This is a genomic window from Kangiella taiwanensis (assembly GCF_020005165.1).
GTDB classification, from domain to species: Bacteria; Pseudomonadota; Gammaproteobacteria; order Enterobacterales; family Kangiellaceae; genus Kangiella; species Kangiella taiwanensis.
In genome coordinates, this window is record NZ_JAHCLT010000001.1 from 1,115,958 (window position 1) to 1,134,958 (window position 19,001).

Annotated in this window: 16 protein-coding genes; 6 read left to right on the plus strand and 10 right to left on the minus strand. The window is 44.4% G+C overall.

The annotated features are described in order from the left end of the window. Window positions 1-179 precede the first annotated feature (179 nt). The 3 genes from KFK88_RS05250 to KFK88_RS05260 all read left to right on the plus strand — a co-directional run bounded on the left by KFK88_RS05250 (window position 180) and on the right by KFK88_RS05260 (window position 2,694). Window positions 180-1,523: a DUF2157 domain-containing protein gene (locus KFK88_RS05250; RefSeq protein WP_223577597.1), complete on the plus strand. Its 1,344-nt coding sequence runs from the start codon at window positions 180-182 to the stop codon at window positions 1,521-1,523. Further along, a complete protein-coding gene (locus KFK88_RS05255) occupies window positions 1,520-2,074 on the plus strand; it encodes a GDYXXLXY domain-containing protein (RefSeq protein WP_223577598.1) in 555 nt (184 codons plus the stop codon). The genes KFK88_RS05250 and KFK88_RS05255 overlap by 4 nt, the downstream gene beginning before the upstream one ends. A 311-nt stretch (window positions 2,075-2,385) precedes the next feature. Then, window positions 2,386-2,694, plus strand: a complete 309-nt coding sequence (locus KFK88_RS05260; RefSeq protein ID WP_223577599.1) for a hypothetical protein — start codon at window positions 2,386-2,388, stop codon at window positions 2,692-2,694. A gap of 39 nt (window positions 2,695-2,733) precedes the next feature. On the opposite strand, the gene KFK88_RS05265 is transcribed toward KFK88_RS05260, so the two are convergent. Both KFK88_RS05265 and KFK88_RS05270 read right to left on the minus strand, forming a co-directional pair. Continuing rightward, the gene (locus KFK88_RS05265) at window positions 2,734-4,194 is read right to left on the minus strand and encodes a serine hydrolase domain-containing protein (protein WP_223577600.1); all 1,461 of its coding nucleotides are present in this window, start codon (window positions 4,192-4,194) and stop codon (window positions 2,734-2,736) included. 29 nt (window positions 4,195-4,223) lie between these two features. Further along, window positions 4,224-4,556 carry a DUF6249 domain-containing protein gene (locus KFK88_RS05270; protein WP_223577601.1) on the minus strand — a complete coding sequence of 111 codons (333 nt, stop codon included), beginning with the start codon at window positions 4,554-4,556 and terminating at the stop codon, window positions 4,224-4,226. Window positions 4,557-4,679: 123 nt separating this feature from the next. Here KFK88_RS05270 and KFK88_RS05275 point away from each other — a divergent pair, with 123 nt between their 5' ends. After that, window positions 4,680-5,228, plus strand: coding sequence for an RNA polymerase sigma factor (locus KFK88_RS05275; protein ID WP_223577602.1), 549 nt, complete (start codon window positions 4,680-4,682; stop codon window positions 5,226-5,228). Next, window positions 5,225-5,644: a hypothetical protein gene (locus tag KFK88_RS05280; protein ID WP_223577603.1), complete on the plus strand. Its 420-nt coding sequence runs from the start codon at window positions 5,225-5,227 to the stop codon at window positions 5,642-5,644. Before KFK88_RS05275 ends, KFK88_RS05280 begins: the two co-directional genes overlap by 4 nt. A 4-nt stretch (window positions 5,645-5,648) precedes the next feature. Here the strand turns inward: KFK88_RS05280 and KFK88_RS05285 are convergent, their stop codons facing one another. From KFK88_RS05285 to KFK88_RS05300, 4 genes are all read right to left on the minus strand, one after another. After that, a complete protein-coding gene (locus KFK88_RS05285) occupies window positions 5,649-6,869 on the minus strand; it encodes a M24 family metallopeptidase (protein WP_223577604.1) in 1,221 nt (406 codons plus the stop codon). A gap of 184 nt (window positions 6,870-7,053) precedes the next feature. After that, a complete protein-coding gene (locus KFK88_RS05290) occupies window positions 7,054-8,316 on the minus strand; it encodes a ribonucleotide-diphosphate reductase subunit beta (protein ID WP_223577605.1) in 1,263 nt (420 codons plus the stop codon). 79 nt (window positions 8,317-8,395) lie between these two features. Further along, window positions 8,396-11,266, minus strand: a complete 2,871-nt coding sequence (locus tag KFK88_RS05295) for a ribonucleoside-diphosphate reductase subunit alpha (RefSeq protein ID WP_223577606.1) — start codon at window positions 11,264-11,266, stop codon at window positions 8,396-8,398. A 337-nt stretch (window positions 11,267-11,603) separates the two neighbouring features. Beyond that, entirely contained in the window at window positions 11,604-12,671 is a 1,068-nt protein-coding gene (locus KFK88_RS05300) for an ABC transporter ATP-binding protein (protein ID WP_223577607.1), read from the minus strand. Between the two features lie 256 nt (window positions 12,672-12,927). Between KFK88_RS05300 and grxD the strand changes: the two genes are divergently transcribed. Further along, a complete protein-coding gene (grxD, locus tag KFK88_RS05305; RefSeq protein WP_046560841.1) occupies window positions 12,928-13,257 on the plus strand; it encodes a Grx4 family monothiol glutaredoxin in 330 nt (109 codons plus the stop codon). A 69-nt stretch (window positions 13,258-13,326) separates the two neighbouring features. Here the strand turns inward: grxD and KFK88_RS05310 are convergent, their stop codons facing one another. Genes KFK88_RS05310 through KFK88_RS05325 form a run of 4 tightly spaced genes read right to left on the minus strand, consistent with a single transcriptional unit; the run spans window position 13,327 to window position 18,932 of the window. Beyond that, window positions 13,327-14,634 (minus strand): lysine N(6)-hydroxylase/L-ornithine N(5)-oxygenase family protein, encoded by a 1,308-nt coding sequence (locus KFK88_RS05310; protein WP_223577608.1) that lies wholly within the window; start codon window positions 14,632-14,634, stop codon window positions 13,327-13,329. Continuing rightward, window positions 14,631-16,508 carry an IucA/IucC family protein gene (locus KFK88_RS05315; RefSeq protein WP_223577609.1) on the minus strand — a complete coding sequence of 626 codons (1,878 nt, stop codon included), beginning with the start codon at window positions 16,506-16,508 and terminating at the stop codon, window positions 14,631-14,633. The genes KFK88_RS05310 and KFK88_RS05315 overlap by 4 nt, the downstream gene beginning before the upstream one ends. Then, complete coding sequence (locus tag KFK88_RS05320; RefSeq protein WP_223577610.1) at window positions 16,505-17,128, minus strand: GNAT family N-acetyltransferase; 624 nt, start codon at window positions 17,126-17,128, stop codon at window positions 16,505-16,507. Before KFK88_RS05320 ends, KFK88_RS05315 begins: the two co-directional genes overlap by 4 nt. Before the next feature lie 10 nt (window positions 17,129-17,138). After that, window positions 17,139-18,932: an IucA/IucC family protein gene (locus tag KFK88_RS05325; RefSeq protein WP_223577611.1), complete on the minus strand. Its 1,794-nt coding sequence runs from the start codon at window positions 18,930-18,932 to the stop codon at window positions 17,139-17,141. Window positions 18,933-19,001: the final 69 nt, after the last annotated feature.

Below are 19,001 nucleotides of genomic sequence, written 5' to 3' on the forward strand. Positions count from 1 at the left end.
TTTTCTGATGTCCTGTAATAGGGGGCACATTCTACTCCTGACATAAAGATATGTAAATAATAATGATTCGCATTACCGTTATTTTTAAATGAGTGGTCAACACCATGATTTTCTTGCAAAAACAAGGATATAGAATATAAAAGACGGTATGCTATAGTTTATGAAACTCAGGAGGTTGAATGACTCAGCACAATCAGAACAAGAAAATAGTCACTACTGAACAGTTACAGTGGTTAAAACGTGAATCAAACCTCTGGCAAGAGCAGGGATTAGTTTCTAATGAAGCCAAGAACTCGATTCTTGATCTTTATCGTAGCCAAGAGGATGGCGACGAACGGCGGTCAGCACTAAGCAATATCCTTTTAGTTTCACTCGGTGCTTTATTGATAGGCGGCGGTATTATTCTGTTATTGGCGCATAATTGGGAAAACTTCGGAAAAGGGCTGCGAACTTTCTTGTCATTTTTGCCGTTAGTTTTGGCACAAGCTTTGTGTTGGTACGGTGTGCAGTATCAACCTCAGTCACGGCCTTTAAGAGAATCAGGTGCCGTACTATTATTTTTTGCTGTAGCCGCGAGCATCGCTTTAATTAGCCAAACCTATCATATTTACGGTGATCTTGAACGGTTCCTGGTTGTTTGGTTATTGCTGACTTTGCCTATTGTTTACTTAATGCGATCTGCCACGACGTTGATGCTGATCAGTGCTATTATCCTGTGGCTATGTTGCTTGGAGCGAGAGCCTTACTGGTTACTCTATATCGCGTTAGCTCCTTACCTTTACAAGCTCCACCGGCAGAATAGCCGATTATTATTGCATTGGTCGTTATGGATTGGCCTAATCGGGCTCACCATTTCTGTGGTTTACGGTAGTAGCTACTACGCTTCGCCACTTGATCACTGGGGAATTTACATCGCGCTAGCGCTTGGCTGTGCATTTTATGCGCTGGGCTATTGGTGGTTTGGTTTTGATAACACCAAGTTCTGGACAAATGCCCCAACGAGCCTCGGAATACTCATCATCGGATTGATCAGTTTAATGTTCACTTGGTATGGCAGAACCTTGCCATCTGACTTATGGCAGGTTGAATCACCGATGACGTTGAATGAATATGCTATTTTAACGATCTTTACGGTCTCTATTGTGTTTACGGCATTATTTATCACACGGAATTGGAAGGTATTGTCTGTATCAAACTGGGTGGCATTGTCGAGCTTTGCTTTTGTGCTACTAGGGATAACGGGCTTCTTTATCCATCAAAATCAGAATGTCTTCGTCATCGCTTCGAATCTCTATATTTTGACGGGCTCTGTGCTTTTGATGTTCCAAGGAATTAACAGAAACCGCTTGCTACTACTAAATGGTGGTTTAATTTGGTTCAGTCTATTGGTGCTATTTAGGTTCTTCGATAGTGACATACCTTTTGTATACAAAGGCGTGATTTTTATTGTGATTGGCAGTGCTTTTATTGCCACCAATATCTGGTTTAAAAAGAAGCAACATGTAAAGGGGAGCCAATCATGAAATATTCAAAAATATGGATAGTTGCTTTGTTCGTGGTGCAACTGGCTGTTCCTGGTTATATGATTTTTGAACAACAACAGATATTAAGTCACGGCGAGGTTTATAAGTTTAAAACCCAGCCGATTGACCCATATGATCCATTTCGGGGACGCTATGTCACACTAACCTATAATATTAATGCGAACCCAATTCCTACTGAGCAAACATTCCAACGCGGCGACTGGGCATATGCATTGCTGTCGGTAGATAGTGAAGGCTATGCTATGTTCACGAAATTAGTTGCTGATGAACCAAACGCAGGGCAAGACTACATTACAGTTGAAGTTAGTTGGGGAGGTCAAGATAGAGGGCACTATGTCGACGTTCCTTTTAACCGATACTATGCTTCTGAGGAAACTGCACCGAATATTGAGCGAGCGGTGTGGCGGCGTGAAACCGTTGATGACGTGTACGTTGAAGTCAGCGTTTTAGATGGTAAGGCCACGCTAAAAGAGCTCTATGTTGACGGATTACCCATAAAAGAGTATCTGGAGACTCAAACAAAACAATAAACGGCTACTCTGAAATATTTCGTTACAGTTATAAAAATGTGATCCAGTTCATGTAACTTGAAATTATAAGTCTATTTCGATAGCCTTAAGTTGTATGCAAAATACAACTATAACTATACAGAGTGGAAAAATTGCAAGCGTAAGGACACAACCCATCATATTTGCCTCACATCATGTGAGGGGGATTTCTTTAATCATCCACTATTGTTCAATCATCTCTTCACAACTTAAGCCGCCAGACAAAATAGCCATATCTCATCTCTTGACGTGGTTTAAGTTTTATCACTTAAACTTTCCGAGGAGTTAGTACGATGAAGGCATTAGCGCTGTGTATTATCTTATACGTTTTATCCGCTCCAAGCTTTAGTGGTAGTGCTAATGTTAAAGTTACTATTAAAATACCGAATGCTGAACAATCAACTCAAGCCGTCAGACTTTACAATTACCAACTTAACCGTTATCAAATTATTAGGAATCCTTTTGAGCTCACTCGCGAACAGTGTTTAAACTACCTTCCAAGTGATAATCAAGCCGTCGTAAAGATTCTTGATTTACACATTTCAAAAGGAAGAAAGCCATACAAAGCATTAGTTTTTACTCATCTTGCACTGAGAGCTTAGGACTATCACTCTACAATAGCCCTAAATTCTTATATTCCACTAACGTAACTCTTCAAGTTCAGACATCGTCTCTAGTTGCACCATCCATTCTTCTATCGTTACTTTTGTGTCTAATGTCTGCGAAAGGGATAAAGATTTATCGTTGGTCGATAAAAACGTCATGCCTGCAATAAAGTTCTGACGGAGTTGCTCTTGGGTTTGTGGTTGGGTAGCGGAGAGCTGCTCCAATACGAAGGCATCAATTAAAGCCACTGCTCTTTTCTTCAGTAATGCAGCTTTTTCATGGGCAATATTAATTCTAGATTGCGCAAATACGGCTTCGTTTGCTGCGTACAATGCTTTTGACGTAAATGAAGGCGATTGTGCAATAAACTGAATCATACGGGGCTGCATTTCGCTAGGGATGGAGGTTAGGTATTGCCATGTGTCATTGTCAGTTTGACTTAAATAGTGTTGAGGGTTTTTAAGCATCACTTGAGCGAGTGGTCTGTAGAGTAGTTCGCCGTTAGAGCTATTGGTCAATATAACTAAGCCTTCGCCTGTGCTCGGCGAGACAATTGTTAAAGCGCGCACGCCGGGCTCTCTCCCGTCATGAACCAAGTAGGTTGTGGAAGGTGTTGTCACGAGTCGCCAGCCTAAGCTGAAGTATTCTATAGGATTGCCATGCTGTGCTTGAGCCGTTTGTAACTGCTGTAGTAAGTCATCAGAAAGTCCTGCACCTTGAGAAACCCACCGAATGAATGCTGCATAATCCTTGATACTTGAAAGCGTGCAGCATGCGGCTGAATAGCTTTCACGATAAAAGCCTTGTTGCTGGATAGTTTCTCCTGCTTCGTCAAACCTCTCTACGATAGTGTGGCCTAAGTTGTCTTTCCACCCAAAGTAAGTGTTATTCATCCCTGATGGTTTGACGACATAGTGTTGCATCAGTTGTGGCATGCTTGTATCAAGTTTGAGTTCTATGGCTTTTTTTAAGTATTCGAAACCTTCACCTGAATATTCATGTCGTTGACCAGGCGAAAACATAAAAGATAAAGGTTTATCGCCACGCCAATTGGTGAACCCTGTTTGATGACTCAGCGCTAAACGAGGCGTTAGTTTTTCATGACGGTGATCTCCCTTTATATCGGGATCAACCCAGTGCTGAGACAGCGATTCGTCCAAGTTAAGTCTACCGTGTTCAACTAGTTGTAAACTCATCATACTAAACATGGGCTTTGTGAGTGACGCGATATTAAATAGCGTGTCTTCGGTGACTGTTTGATTAGCAGTAGCTTGCCCCTGTGTGTAAATCCACTGGATTTCAGAGTCATGAATATAAGCAATGGCCACGCCTGGAATAGACGCTGCTTCTGACCAGTCCGATACAGCGCTGACTACCGAGAGAGGCGCGGTTTGTGTATTGGTGTCACTGTTTTCTTTATCTTGGTTTGCACAAGCTGTTAAGGCAAAGAAACATAAAGTACAGGCGAGTGTTGTCCTATGTTGCAATTTGAACATATCAATTTCCTTGAGGTATAAGTTAAGTGTTAGTGTTTTGGCTTAGTTAAGAGATAAGCAATCAGTAACGATAAGCCACAGGCAATAAATATAATGCCGTAAGCTGTTGGGTCACTGGCATCTAGCTCCAATAGACCGACAATGGTAGTGGCGATTCCGATAGATAATATTGAAGCAGCCCAGCTAATCAGAGACCTTGAGCGTTGTTCCGACTGTGTGTCTAGCAGCTTTTCAACGATGTCTTTTTCTGTTTGCGTTTCTGCAAGGCGTTTCCTGAGGCTGGTATCGTTAATGATACGAATGACCAGCACAATGCATATTGCTAATATGATGGGTATAAGTATGGCAATAATGTCGAACATAAACGCCTCAATGAAAAGGATTTGAATGAATGTCTAATACAATAGATGCGTACTGTTGTGGTTCGGTTGCATTTTTTTCGATAAAAGTGCAACCAGCTCATCATTATAGGTATCTATCATAGTATGAATGACTTAGCTCTTGTGAAAAGAGTGTTGAGTAACGAGCCGGGGAGCTTTGATGAACTTGTGCGATCTCATCAACGACTTGTCTGGCAAGTTATTTCAAGACTGGTTCAAAATCAGGATGATACACTTGAGCTAAGTCAGGAGGTTTTTTTGCAAGTGTACTATAAGCTTGAGCAGTTCAAAGGAGACAGTTCACTTGCGACGTGGATTGGTCGAATCGCGTATAACTTTGGCTTAAGGTTTTTACAAAAGCAGGAAAGAGCACCTGCAGTTGATGAAAAGCACCCTGTAGAGCAAGAAGGCGATACTAAAAGCGGTCAACTGGATGATTTGCAGCAGCAAGCTATAAAAGACGCGCTAAGCAAAGCTATGAAACAACTTCCTCCTGAACAAAGAACCATTATTGGTTTGTATCACTTTAATGACATGACGACTGTAGAGATTTCAGAAATCTGCAATATGCCGCAAGGGACGGTTAAAAGTCACTTGTCTAGAGCTCGTGAACGGCTCAAAACCTTACTGGAAAGTAGGAGAAGTATTTTATGAAAAATGATCTTGATAAAGAGCTATGGCGGGCTCAAGAGGCAGCTTTTGATGATTATAAAAGTGATCAGGGAATGCAAAAATCACAGGATGAAGATACGCAGAGCTATTATCAACTGTATCAGTTATTGGATAATGTTGCTGCCGATAAGTTGCAACCTAATGAACGGCTTGTCAGTGTGGTTTCTCACAAAGTTAAGACGTTGCAGCGTTATAAAAAAGTAAAAGCGTTGTCTGCTTGGGTGGCGATTGCAGCACTCAGTGTGGCAGCGGTAATGACGTTCTTGGTTGTGGTAAAAAAATCTGCACTTTTCGTCGGTGTCATTAATGCTGCTCCTTGGGTTTTAGTTGTCGTAACGCTAGCCGTCACTGCGGTAACGGCTATTGCATTTAATAAAATACTTACACGACGTCATTAAATCCTTACACAGGAAGATTGAAAGGGTTCTCAATGCTTTCGCTAGGTTGCGTGAACCACTTAGGACCCTGACTTGTCATATAGAAGTGATCTTCTAATCGAATACCAAATTCATTTGGAATCACCAGCATGGGTTCATTACTAAAGCACATTCCGATGTCTAATGGTGTCTTATCGCCACCGACAAGATAAGGCCATTCATGAATGTCGAGACCTATGCCATGCCCAGTTCGATGAGGTAAGCCCGGTAGTTGGTACTCAGGACCATAGCCTTGCTCTACCAAATAGGAGCGTGCAGCTTGGTCGACCTTTTCGCATGGTGTGCCTAGTTGAGCCTCTTTGAAAGCAGCTAATTGTGCATTTTTTTCGTGCTGCCATACTTGTTGTTGTTTTTCTGTACTCTCACCATACACATAAGTGCGCGTGATATCCGAAAGGTAGCCGTGAGCTTTACAACCGGTATCAATCAGCACCATATCCCCAGGCTTTAGGTATTGTTCATGCTTCACGCCGTGAGGATAAGACGTTGCTTCACCAAATAAAACAATACAGAAGTAGCTGCCACTGGCGCCGACTTTTCGATGTGCCTGCTCAATAAACTCAACCACTTCAGCGGTGCTGATACCTTCCCGTAAAATGCTGGCGGCGGCTTTATGAACTTCTAACGTCATGTCCATCGCTCGCTGGATAAGCGCGGTCTCCGCTTCTGACTTTTGCATTCTACAGCCAGCCGTAATCGCTTTAGCGCTGAAAAAGTTAATGTGTGGTGCCGCTTGCTTGAAGCCGTCCGCGATAAAAAATGCCGTACTTTCATCAATGCCAATGGTCGCGTTATAGCCATAGCCCAACTTGTTAAGTACCTGTGCTGTCAGTTTGTAAGGGCACTCATGTTCCAGCCAAGTGTGCATCGGTCCCTCAAGCATCATGTAACCGTTTAAGCTCCCGACCTCAAAGTCTGGTGCTATGTACTGAATCTTGCCGGTTGCAGGCAAAATAGCACCGACAAGGCGTTCACTCGGGTACCAGCGCAAGCCCGTGAAATAGGTTAAGTTGGTCCCTGCGTTCAAATAGATGGCATCAATATTGTGACGACGCATTAATGATTGTGCTTTATCGATTCTTTGCTGATGCTCTGCAGCACTGATTGGCTCAATGTCTTGCATCATGTTACTAAGCGCTGATAGCGCTTTTTGAGGTGTTTTTCCACCGATGCCACGGGTTGTCATAAAAAGTCCAAGTTAAAAGTTGTAACGTTGGGGTCTATTGTATGCAATTCAGTATCTGGTTCAATAAACATAATCCCTACAAACAAAAGCCCCACAAAAAAAGCCTGACAATTTCTTGTCAGGCTTTCGGATGAGAAGCTGCTAGAGCTTCTCCGTTCCCCCAAAGATTTTCTTGGTGATTATATTAATCCCAAGAAAGGGCGCCACCAGTTTGATACTCGATAACGCGTGTTTCGAAGAAGTTTTTCTCTTTCTTCAAGTCCATGATTTCGCTCATCCATGGGAATGGGTTTGAGACGTTTTTGAACTGTGCAGGAAGGCCAAGCTGAGCTAGACGACGGTTACAGATGAACTGTAAGTACTCTTCCATCATGTTGGCGTTCATGCCTAATACGCCGCGTGGCATAGTGTCACGTGCGTATTCGATTTCAAGCTGTGTACCTTCAAGAATCATTTGGATCACTTCTTGTTGGAACTCTTCAGTCCACAAGTGTGGGTTTTCCAGTTTGATTTGGTTAATCACGTCAACACCGAAGTTCAGGTGCATAGACTCGTCACGCAGAATGTATTGGAATTGCTCAGCAACACCAGTCATCTTGTTACGACGACCCATTGATAGGATTTGCGTAAAGCCACAGTAGAAGAAGACACCTTCAGTGACGCAGTAGAAACCGATGAGGTTGCGTAGCAATTCTTGATCCGATTCTGGCGTACCTGTGGTGAACGCTGGGTTTGAAATACCTTGAGTGTGCTTAATACTCCAAGCGGCTTTTTTAGCGATGCTTGGAACTTCGCGGTACATGTTGAAGACTTCCGCTTCGTCCATGCCTAAAGACTCGATACAGTACTGATATGCGTGCGTGTGAATTGCTTCTTCAAACGCTTGGCGCAAGATGTACTGGCGACACTCTGGGTTGGTAATCAAGCGGTAAATCGCAAGAACGAGGTTGTTAGCAACAAGCGAGTCGGCGGTTGAGAAGTAACCCAGAGAGCGCATGACGATACGACGCTCATCTTCAGTGAGACCGTTAGGATCTTTCCACGTGGCAACGTCTTTAGTCATGTTGACTTCTTGTGGCATCCAGTGGTTTGAGCAACCGTCTAAATACTTTTGCCATGCCCAGTCGTACTTGAACGGAACCAACTGGTTTAAGTCGGCACGACAGTTGATCATCTTTTTGTCATCAACTTCAATACGCTCAGCACCCATCTCTAATTCTTCTAAACCTGGGGCGACGTCAAGCTTGTCTAGCGATGCTTGAGCTTTGGCAACGTTATCCAGAGCTTCAGGCTCAACATACTCTTCGGTTGTTGGAGCTGCTGGTTTCGCTGCTTCCGTAGCTTGTGGCGTTGGCTCTGGCTTTACCGCTGGCTCAGCTTTAGGCTGTTGTGGCGGTTGTTTTTGTTCCGCTTTTTCTTCTTTTTCGTAGTCGTCCCAGTTGAACATATTTCTACCTCATTAATTTCGCTGTGTTACACATTCGTTCTCAATGTCTAAAAGGGGAGCCGTGGCTCCCCGAATAGTATTACTGACAAGCTTCGCAGTCTGGATCATCGATAGAGCAGGCTTGCGGTGCCGCTGAGCCTACTGGCGCTGCGGATACGGCGTTAAGCTTGCCATCACTGATAGTTGACTTCTCAGTGCTTGTCGCGCCCATAGAGCGCAAGTAGTAAGTGGTTTTAAGGCCACGGAACCATGCCATGCGGTAAACCATGTCAAGCTTCTTACCCGATGGCTCGCTCATGTAAAGGTTCAGTGATTGCGCTTGGTCGATCCATTTTTGGCGACGGCTCGCTGACTCGACTAACCACTTAGGCTCGACTTCGAACGCGTTAGCGAACAAGTCTTTAAGCTCTTGTGGTACACGGTCGATTTGCTTCAAGCTACCTTCGTAGTATTTCAGGTCGTTAACCATGACGTTGTCCCACAAGTTGCGTTTCTTCAGTTCACGAACCATGTAAGGGTTAACCACGGTGAACTCGCCTGAGAGGTTCGATTTCACGTAAAGGTTCTGATACGTCGGCTCAATCGATTGTGAAACGCCTGTGATGTTTGAAATCGTTGCTGTCGGTGCAATCGCCATGACGTTGGAGTTACGCATGCCAACGCTCTTGACGCGGTCACGAAGCGTATCCCAGTCCATAGTGCTGCTGGTATCGACTTCAACAAATTCTTCGCCACGCTCTTCGATTAACTTTTGAATCGAGTCGATTGGTAAAATACCTTGTGACCATAGCGAACCGGCAAAGGTCTCATAAGAACCACGTTCTTCGGCTAAGTCTGTTGATGCTTTAATCGCGTAGTATGAAATTGCTTCCATCGCGTTATCAGCAAATGTCACTGCATCTTCAGATGTGTACGGAATGTTCTGTACGTAAAGCGCGTCTTGGAAGCCCATCATGCCAAGGCCAACAGGGCGGTGACGCATGTTTGACTGACGTGCTGTTTCTACTGGGTAGAAGTTAATGTCAATTACGTTATCCAGCATACGTACTGCTGTAGTGACGGTTTTTTCAAGCTGTACTGTATCCAGCTTGCCGTCAACCATGTGCTTCGGCAGGTTAACCGAACCTAGATTACACACCGCGATTTCTTCGCCAGCTTTGGTGTTTAGCGTAATCTCGGTACATAAGTTTGAGCTGTGTACCACGCCAGCGTGTTGTTGTGGCGAACGCAAGTTACATGGGTCTTTGAAGGTAATCCATGGGTGGCCTGTTTCGAATAACATCGATAACATTTTGCGCCACAAGTCTTTCGCTTGCATGGTTTTGGCCGTTTTCATCTTGCCGTACTTGGCCATTTCTTCGTAGTATTCGTAACGCTCTTCGAACTCTTTACCGTAAAGGTCATGAAGATCTGGCACTTCGTTCGGGCTGAATAAAGTCCACTCGCCATCAGTGCTGACACGCTTCAAGAATAAATCTGGTACCCAGTTCGCAGAGTTCATGTCGTGTGTACGACGGCGGTCATCACCGGTGTTTTTACGCAGCTCTAGGAACTCTTCGATGTCGATGTGCCATGTTTCTAAGTAGGCACAAACCGCACCTTTACGCTTACCGCCTTGGTTTACAGCCACTGCCGTATCGTTAGCCACTTTCAAGAATGGCACGACACCTTGTGATTTACCGTTGGTGCCTTTGATGTAAGCGCCAAGACCACGTACTGGCGTCCAGTCGTTACCTAAACCGCCGGCGAACTTAGATAGTAGGGCGTTATCTTTAATCGCACCGTAAATACCGTCTAGGTCATCAGGAACGTTGGTTAAGTAGCAGCTTGAAAGCTGTGGACGTAACGTACCTGAGTTGAACAATGTTGGCGTTGAACTCATGTAGTGGAACGTCGACAGAATGTTATAGAATTCAATCGCACGTTCTTCACGGTTGTCTTCGTTGACCGCTAGGCCCATCGAAACACGCATCCAGAAGACCTGTGGTAGCTCGATACGAACTTCGTCTTTATGGATAAAGTAGCGATCGTAAAGCGTCTGAATACCAAGGTATGTAAATAATAAATCACGGTCTGCTTGAATCGCGTTGCCAAGTTTCTCAAGGTCAAACGATAGTAATTCAGGACTCAACAACTCGTGCTCAACACCCAGCTCTAAATAAGCTTTGAAGGCTTGTGGGTAGATTGCCGCCATTTCGCTTTGAGTCGCGCGTTTGGTCACGCCTAGCTCACGTAACGCTTCAGTACGAATGTTGTCGAGCAACAAGCGCGCTGTCACGTAAGAGTAGTTTGGCTCAACCTCAATCATGGTGCGAGCCGTCATCACCAAAGCTTGATAGACATCGCTTAACGCTACACCATCATATAAGTTACGCATGGTTTCTTTGATGATTTGCTCTGCATCAACGTCATTCAAGTTTTTACAGGCTTCAACCACAACGGTGTGTAGGCGTTGGACGTCGAGAGGTTTTTGTTGGCCGTCGGCGCCTGTAACGGTTACAGCGTTATCGCCAACAAGGGCATCAAGCTTGTCGTTATCGCGTGCGGCACGCTCTTTGGCACGCTCGTTGCGGTATAAAACGTAAGCTCGAGCGACTTTTTGTTCACTGCTGCGCATTAGGGCCAGCTCAACCTGATCCTGAATGTCTTCAATGTGAATGGTACCGCCACCCGGCATACGACGCTCAAATGCTTCCGTGATTTGTTTGGTCAACTGACGAACCGTTTCGTGAACACGTGACGATGCAGCCGCGTTACCACCTTCCACAGCAAGAAAAGCTTTTGTCATTGCCACTTCAATTTTGCTGTCGTCATACGGTGTTACTTTGCCATTACGACGAATGACTCGTAATTCACCGGGTTTATTCGCTTGGATTTCTGGGCTTGCGTCAGAACGTTGAGTTGGGGTTGGTGCAGCGGTTTTTTGCGCTTTGCTGACTTCGGTTTCCATCTTGCCTCCACAGACATTTTGATGCTTTGTAACGACTCTTTCGTCCAAGAGATTGAATCGTTGGATTGATTACTATTGTTGTGTACGTTTTTTATACAAAATCAATGCGCTTTTGCAATAAATCAATAAGTTAGGACAACTTATTAACTTACTATATATAGTGTGCTAAAAGCCAATACATACAAGATAGTGCGTTTTTGCATTAGAAGCAAGAGCATATCTTGTGTAATTTGCTGTGGATAACTTGTGTGAAACAGGGGTGTAACTTTACAGCCCTTGTGGCGTCTGGTTTTGCGCGTGATCAAGCACTTTTATGAATTTTTTATTTTTTGATGTTTTAGACAGAAATCAAGTTCGGGTAGACGATAAGGTGTTGGATGTCTAGATCGAACCCTATATCTTGTGATAGGGCATAATCGTGGTGACTCGGGAAAATCGCTTTAAGGCGTTCTTTATTCGGTAATTCCAGTTCGTATTCGATAATGGCACCCTTAAATACCTTGTGACTGACCTTGGCGCGGTGTTTTGATTGTGAGTTGGGCTTCAAGTCATCCGGGCGCATCAAGACCAAAACATCTTGATTCGGCTGGAAGTGAGTGCCGTTGGCGATATTAAAATCACCGAGGACTGTCGATACCGTATCGTTCTGATCGCACACTTTACCTGCGATAAAATAACCTTCGCCAATAAAGGTCGCGATCTGGGCATCTTGCGGCTTGTGATACAGGTTATAAGGGCTGTCCCACTGCAGCAGTTTTCCCTCATGCATGACGCCAATATAGTCCGCCATGGCAAAAGCTTCTTGCTGATCGTGAGTCACTAACAAGTGAGCAATGCCCTGATCGGCTAATACTGCTTTTAATTCACGAGCCAACGAACGACGCAGGTGCGTATCCAAGCTGGAGAAGGGTTCGTCCATCAGGACCAATTTCGGTTTCGGTGCAATGGTTCGAGCCAACGCGATACGTTGCTGCTGTCCGCCAGATAGTTGATGCGGGTAGCGCTGCCCCATGCCATCGAGACCAACTAATTCAAGACATTCGTTAACGCGCGCTATCTTATCTTTACGCTTCATTTTGCGTAAGCCAAAAGCGACGTTATCGAAAATACTCAAATGAGGGAAGAGGGCATGATCTTGGAATACCAAGCCTAAGTCACGCTGTTCCGGAGGGAGCATGTGTTTGGCTGTTGAACAGATTTTACCGTGAATACTGATTGAGCCATTATAAATCGGCTCTAAGCCAGCAATAGCTCTGAGCAAGGTGGTTTTACCGCAGCCGCTGGCGCCCAATAAGCAGGCGCTATCTCCATAATTCAAAGAAAAATTGATGTCTTTCACGATCACCTGATCGCCATATCGACACTCAACTTGATTCAGTTGGAGAAGAGGGTGCTGCTCGCTCATGCGTTAATTGAAGTGGTATTCATTCTCATTAAGCTTGGCATTGTAACCATCATCAGGTCAGATGCCTAGTTATTGTTGGGATTTATTGGCAAATCAAACAAACTTGATGGGTGAACATTGGTGGTTTAACAAAGAGTTAATGCGCTTCAAGCGCGGAATCGCTAAAGAAAGCGGAGCTAGGGGTGCTAAAGCGCCTTGAAAAGCGTTATAATCGCCGCCACTTAAAAGACAGTGCAAAATTTTAGTTGAGGATTTCATGAGCGAAACGATCGAGCAGATTAAGCAGCAAATTGCTGACAACAAAGTTGTTATGTATATGAAGGGTTCGCCAAAACTTCCTATGTGCGGCTTTTCTGCCCAGGCAGTTCAGGCGCTAATGGAGTGTGGCCACGAGTTTGCCTACGTGGACATTTTACAAAACCCTGATATCCGTGCGGAATTGCCAAAGTACGCGAACTGGCCGACATTCCCACAGTTGTGGGTTGATGGTGAGTTAATCGGCGGTTGTGACATTATTTTAGAAATGTTCCAGCAAGGCGAATTGCAGCAGGTTTTAGACGAGTCTTACGGTAAAAAGCCTGAGTAAGCACTTGTTGTGATTGAAAAAGCCGCTTTGTCATAAGCGGCTTTTTTGTGCTTGATGTTAATTATCACTTCAAGCTGAGAGTTTCTGGGTCTGTTCTACCCGTTGCTCAGGGTTATTCCACTCAACAAAAGAGCAGTCGTCCTTTAAGTCGTAGAAGTCCTCACCCAGCAAGTCATTAACAATCGTCGCCGAACGCCAGCACATTAAGCTCATTTGTGGCTCTGAAATACCGTGACTGTAGCGCCCAGCATTTACCGCATAAAGTTTATTCTGTGCCGGCCCATCCCATTGAATGGAGTAATCTCGCCCAAGTAAAAACTGCTGGTCATCTCTAATATCGAGGCGGTGTTTCATCGGTTCCAAATAGTGTGGCACAGCATTTTCAAAGCCCGTGGCGAGAATAATGATGTCGCTATGATAGTGTTCGGTAGAACCATCAAACTTGTTATGTGCTTCTAAAACCACGCCGTTAGACTGATGCGAAGCAATTAAATCGCGATTCGGACGCAAGCGGTAGTTTTGCTCGTCACCATTAACGCGTTTTTCATATAGCATGTCATAAATACTTTTTAGCGTGGACTCTGAGATGCCGTCTGACGCCAGTTTCTGCTCATCGACAATATCGTATTTGGTGCTAGAAGGTAGCGGGAAAAAGCTGTCGATATAGTTCGGTGAGAACCATTCGTTAGTGAAACAGGTTTCGTCCATCGGCAAAAAGTTACTGCGGCGTGAAATCCAATTGATTTCGCTTGGCGCGCCGTCATAGCCGCTGAGCAAGTGCAAAAATATCTCTGCGCCACTTTGCCCACCGCCAATCACGGTAACCCGTTGGTTAGTAAAGTCACGTTTTTGATTCGCCATTTCGATGGCATGGAAACAGCGGGTTGGGTGTTGTTGAGCTTTAATGGCTTGTGGAATATGTGGGCGCTTACCCGTGCCTAAGCATAAGTTACGTGTCTGAATAGGCTGGTCATGGTTCTCTAAATGTACTTCAAATTGATTATTCTTGAAGTCCACGGCATTGATGCCTTGGCCAAAGTTAAGGTAATCGATCTGCTTACTAACCCACTGTAAATAGTCGTTGTATTCCTGGCGACTGATCGCCGGACGATCATTATTTAAAAAGGCATAAAAGCGTTTCTTACTCACGAGATAGTTCAAAAAGCTAAAAGGACTTTTAGGGTTAACCGCCGTCACCAGATCCTTTAAGAAGGATGTTTGCAGGTAGGTATTCGGCAATAGCATGCCTGGATGCCAACAGAAACTCGACTTTTTATCATAAAAGGCAACGTCGAGTTTGGGGCTGTCGTGACAGAGCGCTGCGATGGATAAGTTAAATGGACCAATGCCGATCCCGACTAAATCTTTTGTGTTCATAGTGAGATTTCCTTCGATAAATTTGTTATTGGTTGTGAGGCGCCAGTGTGAGCATCAGCGCCAATGTTTAGTTCGCTATTATGGTTTTGTATGTGTTGAAGCTTCTTTAAACCCTGATAAATCGGGTTTGCTAAATCCGAGCCAAGCTTTGGTAAGGGGCGCTCAGCGTTATCTTGATAGCCAATGTCAAAGCGCACATTGTTAAGGCAGATTCGTTCAACTTTAGGTCTAAATAAATCAAACCATTTGAAGCGCTCTTGATAGTCAGGGTGAGCCTTTTGATAGGCGTTTATTTGCTCGGCGAGTAGTTGATAGAAAGTGTCTTCTGAAACATCTGTCTGAGACGCGACTAATGGCGACAAGAAGCGGTAGACGCTGATAAAGTGCCCCGTTAGTAGATCATGGACTAAATGTTCTTTTGGCAGTTTTCCAAGCAGCGCTTGAGCCTCTGGCGCTAGGGCCGATTGCTCGGGTAGTTCCATATCGAGTAAACGTAAATCGCCATGGAAGTCTTTGATGGCGATGGCGCTAGGGATGGAGTCCTTAAAGTAAACCACGACGTTTTGACCATGCGCAATCACGCCGACACCATACTTAACCAATAAATGGTAAAGCGGTACAGACATAACCCTAAAGAGCCGTTGTAACCATTCTTGCGTTGTTAGCTCACTGGAGTTGATAAGTTCTTTTACCAGTGAGTTACCGTTGAGATCTTTTTGTAACAGCGCCGACAGTAGCATATGGTGCTCGCCATCGTGCTGTTTGGCTGGAGCAGACTGGCGCCAGATGCAGCCGAGCATTTCATGGTAGCGATAGGGGGAGCCCATGACTTGTTTTTGATACTGGTGACTGACGTAATAACCTGCGGGCTCTTCTAAAATTCTTAAGTTACGCTTGGCAAAGAGTGAATCAGTTTTGGTGAGTTGCTGCAGCCAGTTTGAAATATGATGACCAGCGGCAATAAATTTTTCGGGAACACCGCGGTAGCAGGATGTGTTTAAAATAGTGATCGCCAACTTAATATCGTACTGCTCAGGTCGAGTCACGTTACTGAGCGTTCTGATGGACTGTTGAGGCTGATAATTATCACCCGCTTGGCCGAGATGAATCAGTTTTTTCTGCTGTAAAGCCCACTGGAACTGAGGACGTATGTGGTGTTGGAACTGCCATGGGTGGCAGGGTATAAAGGCGTAGTCCTCAGCCTTCAATTCTGTTTCGACCAATGATTGCTCTAACGACTGAAGCAGTTCATGGTAACTGGCATCTGTCATCATTGAGTGCATCAAGTCGCGATTGTTTAGCTCGCCAAGATGCCCTGTCGTCAGAATGCTTTTGTGTGCTGCAAGAAACTCTAGCTGGAAACTGCTCAGAGATTCCGGAGCAAAGGATTGGTTGTCATCAGCACCCCAGCCTAAACGGCCACGGTTGGCGATGATTTTAGGATGAGCATCCAGCAATCCTTGGAGTTTTGGCTCATCCATAGGTAGCAGTTCTGTCGCATTATAAGGTGCGAGTTTTTGCAAGCGTTGGAATTCGTTATTGAGCGTGTTTTGCACATCTTCCAACCAGTTACCAAAAATAATGTCGTCTAGCGATAACTCTACTTTTAGGTCCAAGCAAAACTGTAATGCATCGGTAGCAACTTGGTCATTCCGAGTTAATGATTCTGGTTCGATAATCAACAGGTCCCACAAGGATAGTTTGGCGTTAAATTGATACGACACATCTCCTAGCTCAACATGGTAAGTGTCGGTAGCTAATGTCGTTGCCGTAAGCTCCTGTTCATACACAAACTCTGATAGCGAGCGCGCAATCAATTGTTGATTGGCGACTACCCACAACGACTTATTGTGAGCTGGTTTGGGTAAGCTCATAGCGTCACCTCACGGTAGAACTGTTCGCGATAACATTCGAGTAGGGCGGCGCGCTTGTGAGGAAAATCAAACTCTTTGGTTTTAACAAAGCTGGTGTGTTCAAGATACTTCAAAAGACCTGAGTTATCGGCACGGGGCTCGCCCACAATACGTTGTGTCCTTGGTTCATCTTTAAAAATGAAATCATTAACAAGGTTTAGCCACAGGGTTGTATTGTGGTGCCCAAGAAAACGTTTATCGCCAATCAATAAGTGGTAGCCTCGGTCGTAAAGTGTGGCGTCACAATAAGGCGCTATGTGGTCGTAATACGCCCAGTAAATTTCGAAATAAGCGCAGGGTGTATCGTCAATGTAACCAATAACAGGCTCGACAAAATCTTGTTGAAAGAGTTGAGTAAGGTAATCTTGCAGTTCCTCTTTCGACTGGTTTAGCTCCCAAAATTCGTAAACGTACTTTTGGTTGTGCCAATGATGGAATAGATCTAAGTGCTGCTCCATATCCAGTTTGCGTAATTCAAACTGTTGCCCTGATGACTGGTCGAAATAACGGTAGAGGACATTATTTGGGTATTCCTTAAAAGGAGCTTGCTGTTCCGTTTTTTGTGTATTTAAGGCGGTCATGGTCAACTCCTTATGCTACATTTCCAGCTGTATTCATAGCAGCTTTTAGTGGGTTTTGAAGTTGGTGGTAAATTAAAAATGGATCGGCCATGGTGTTTTCATTAATGGCGTGCAGATTGCAGTAAAAGTTGCCTTTTGACCAAATGTGATCTGACTCTAATAAATAATCAATGACACGTTGGTCTGGCCAATTCTCAGTTTTCAGCTGTATTAAAAACTCTCGGTAGATGTTCAGTGCTTCCTCTTCGCTTAACAGGTTAGTTAAGGTCAAACTGCTGATGGTGTTGAAGCATGAGTTAACCAATAGGTAGTAGGTAAACAGATGGATTACCGTATCGTTTTCAAACAAATTACCACTATCGGCGGTGTCGCTAAGGAGTTCTTCGCCATAGAGTTGTTTTGCTAAGGCGGAAAACCCCGTACCCTGGCAGTCTCTAAAGTAGGTTTTAATGGGGATCATTTGCTCATCAAACTGAATCACGATGTTTTGCTGGTGTGCGCCAAACAACAAACCGTATTTTGCTTGGGCTGCAATGATTGGCTTGATAATTACCTGCAAAAAGCTTCGCAAAAACGCTTGAGCTAGGTGACGGGTTTCAGTCTGTGTTTTTTCTGCTTGTGCCTTCAAGCGTAGACTTAAACGGTTATCAGGAGTATTAGGTAAATCCTGTAATAAGCCTGATAACACTTCCGTTGAGTTTGAGCGCTGGTTATAGAAAGGATTTTGGCGCCAAATAATCGCAGTGCTATCCAAAGCTTTACCATTTGAGCCTTTTAGTGCAATGCTGATCGGCTCACGCATAATCCTAAAGCAGTTTTGCTCTCGCTCCATTTCCTGAGCCTTTTCCGAAGCGAGTACCTTTTCAATCACTTGCCCGCGAATCATTTCTTCCGGCTGTAGGTGACGAATGGAGTTGGTAAGCTGTGTACTCAGTGAAAACTTGAGCATCCATGGCGAGTCTGCTTGGTATAGGCTTCGCAACGAAGAGGTGGCGCGCCATGGCTGACCATAAGTCCCAAGGTTTCTCAACTGTCCCTTTGTAAAGTAATCCGCCAACTGAGGATTCGATTCCCAGTGCTTGGCTTGCCAAGGGTGGCAGGGTATTAATAAATAGCCGTTAGGCAGATCATGTGACAGCTGGGTAAGCTGACTATCGTTAGCAACAAGTTCTTGGCAGTACTCTTCAATGGGTTTTGTATTGCCTGCGAACACATACAAAATGTCTTTATCGACCGCAAACCACGCCAGCTGACATTCATTACCGTATTCTGGAACATAGGTTTGCTCGTCTTTTTCATCAAAGCCGCTTCTGGATTTAGGGCAGGGGTGAATCGAATGGCCGACCAGCAAGCTTTGCTCGCTGTTGATAAAGTCGAGGTTTTGATTAAATATCCGGTCTAAATCACTTTGCCTGTACTTAAGAACTTTTTGGATGTTGAGCTGACTTTCCTTTGAACGCTCAAGAACTTTGTTAAGGTTTTTCAACTCCGGTAGCCCTAACTTGTCATCACTGAATAGCTCAGGATGTTTTGTTAAAGTTTGGAGAAATTCAAAAAATGTGAGTTCTTTCGTGTCATTGGTTGAGTTGTCAACTTGGTATTGTTTATCGAAAAAGTAGCTTCTACCAAATGCTGAGTACGCAATCAGTGGTAAATATAGAGAACTTTGATTATCGACATTACAATAGAAGCCGTAGCGATAGCCTGTTGATTTTGATAGTTTTTCTGGAAGCTTCGTATACTCCCATTGGTCGAATTCACGAACTAAGGCATTCAAAAAGCAGTTCGCGCCTGAATCGAACATAGCATTTCCTTTTCATGGTGGAGTGTTTATTTTTGCGCATACAATAGATCGAATGAGAATCATTATCAA

Bases quoted from the DNA above. Each gene is read 5' to 3' on its own strand.
- KFK88_RS05250 (WP_223577597.1), top strand. From the start codon at position 180: ATGACTCAGCACAATCAGAACAAGAAAATAGTCACTACTGAACAGTTA.
- KFK88_RS05255 (WP_223577598.1), top strand. From the start codon at position 1,520: ATGAAATATTCAAAAATATGGATAGTTGCTTTGTTCGTGGTGCAACTG.
- KFK88_RS05260 (WP_223577599.1), top strand. From the start codon at position 2,386: ATGAAGGCATTAGCGCTGTGTATTATCTTATACGTTTTATCCGCTCCA.
- KFK88_RS05265 (WP_223577600.1), bottom strand. From the start codon at position 4,194: ATGTTCAAATTGCAACATAGGACAACACTCGCCTGTACTTTATGTTTC.
- KFK88_RS05270 (WP_223577601.1), bottom strand. From the start codon at position 4,556: ATGTTCGACATTATTGCCATACTTATACCCATCATATTAGCAATATGC.
- KFK88_RS05275 (WP_223577602.1), top strand. From the start codon at position 4,680: ATGAATGACTTAGCTCTTGTGAAAAGAGTGTTGAGTAACGAGCCGGGG.
- KFK88_RS05280 (WP_223577603.1), top strand. From the start codon at position 5,225: ATGAAAAATGATCTTGATAAAGAGCTATGGCGGGCTCAAGAGGCAGCT.
- KFK88_RS05285 (WP_223577604.1), bottom strand. From the start codon at position 6,869: ATGACAACCCGTGGCATCGGTGGAAAAACACCTCAAAAAGCGCTATCA.
- KFK88_RS05290 (WP_223577605.1), bottom strand. From the start codon at position 8,316: ATGTTCAACTGGGACGACTACGAAAAAGAAGAAAAAGCGGAACAAAAA.
- KFK88_RS05295 (WP_223577606.1), bottom strand. From the start codon at position 11,266: ATGGAAACCGAAGTCAGCAAAGCGCAAAAAACCGCTGCACCAACCCCA.
- KFK88_RS05300 (WP_223577607.1), bottom strand. From the start codon at position 12,671: ATGAGCGAGCAGCACCCTCTTCTCCAACTGAATCAAGTTGAGTGTCGA.
- grxD (WP_046560841.1), top strand. From the start codon at position 12,928: ATGAGCGAAACGATCGAGCAGATTAAGCAGCAAATTGCTGACAACAAA.
- KFK88_RS05310 (WP_223577608.1), bottom strand. From the start codon at position 14,634: ATGAACACAAAAGATTTAGTCGGGATCGGCATTGGTCCATTTAACTTA.
- KFK88_RS05315 (WP_223577609.1), bottom strand. From the start codon at position 16,508: ATGAGCTTACCCAAACCAGCTCACAATAAGTCGTTGTGGGTAGTCGCC.
- KFK88_RS05320 (WP_223577610.1), bottom strand. From the start codon at position 17,128: ATGACCGCCTTAAATACACAAAAAACGGAACAGCAAGCTCCTTTTAAG.
- KFK88_RS05325 (WP_223577611.1), bottom strand. From the start codon at position 18,932: ATGTTCGATTCAGGCGCGAACTGCTTTTTGAATGCCTTAGTTCGTGAA.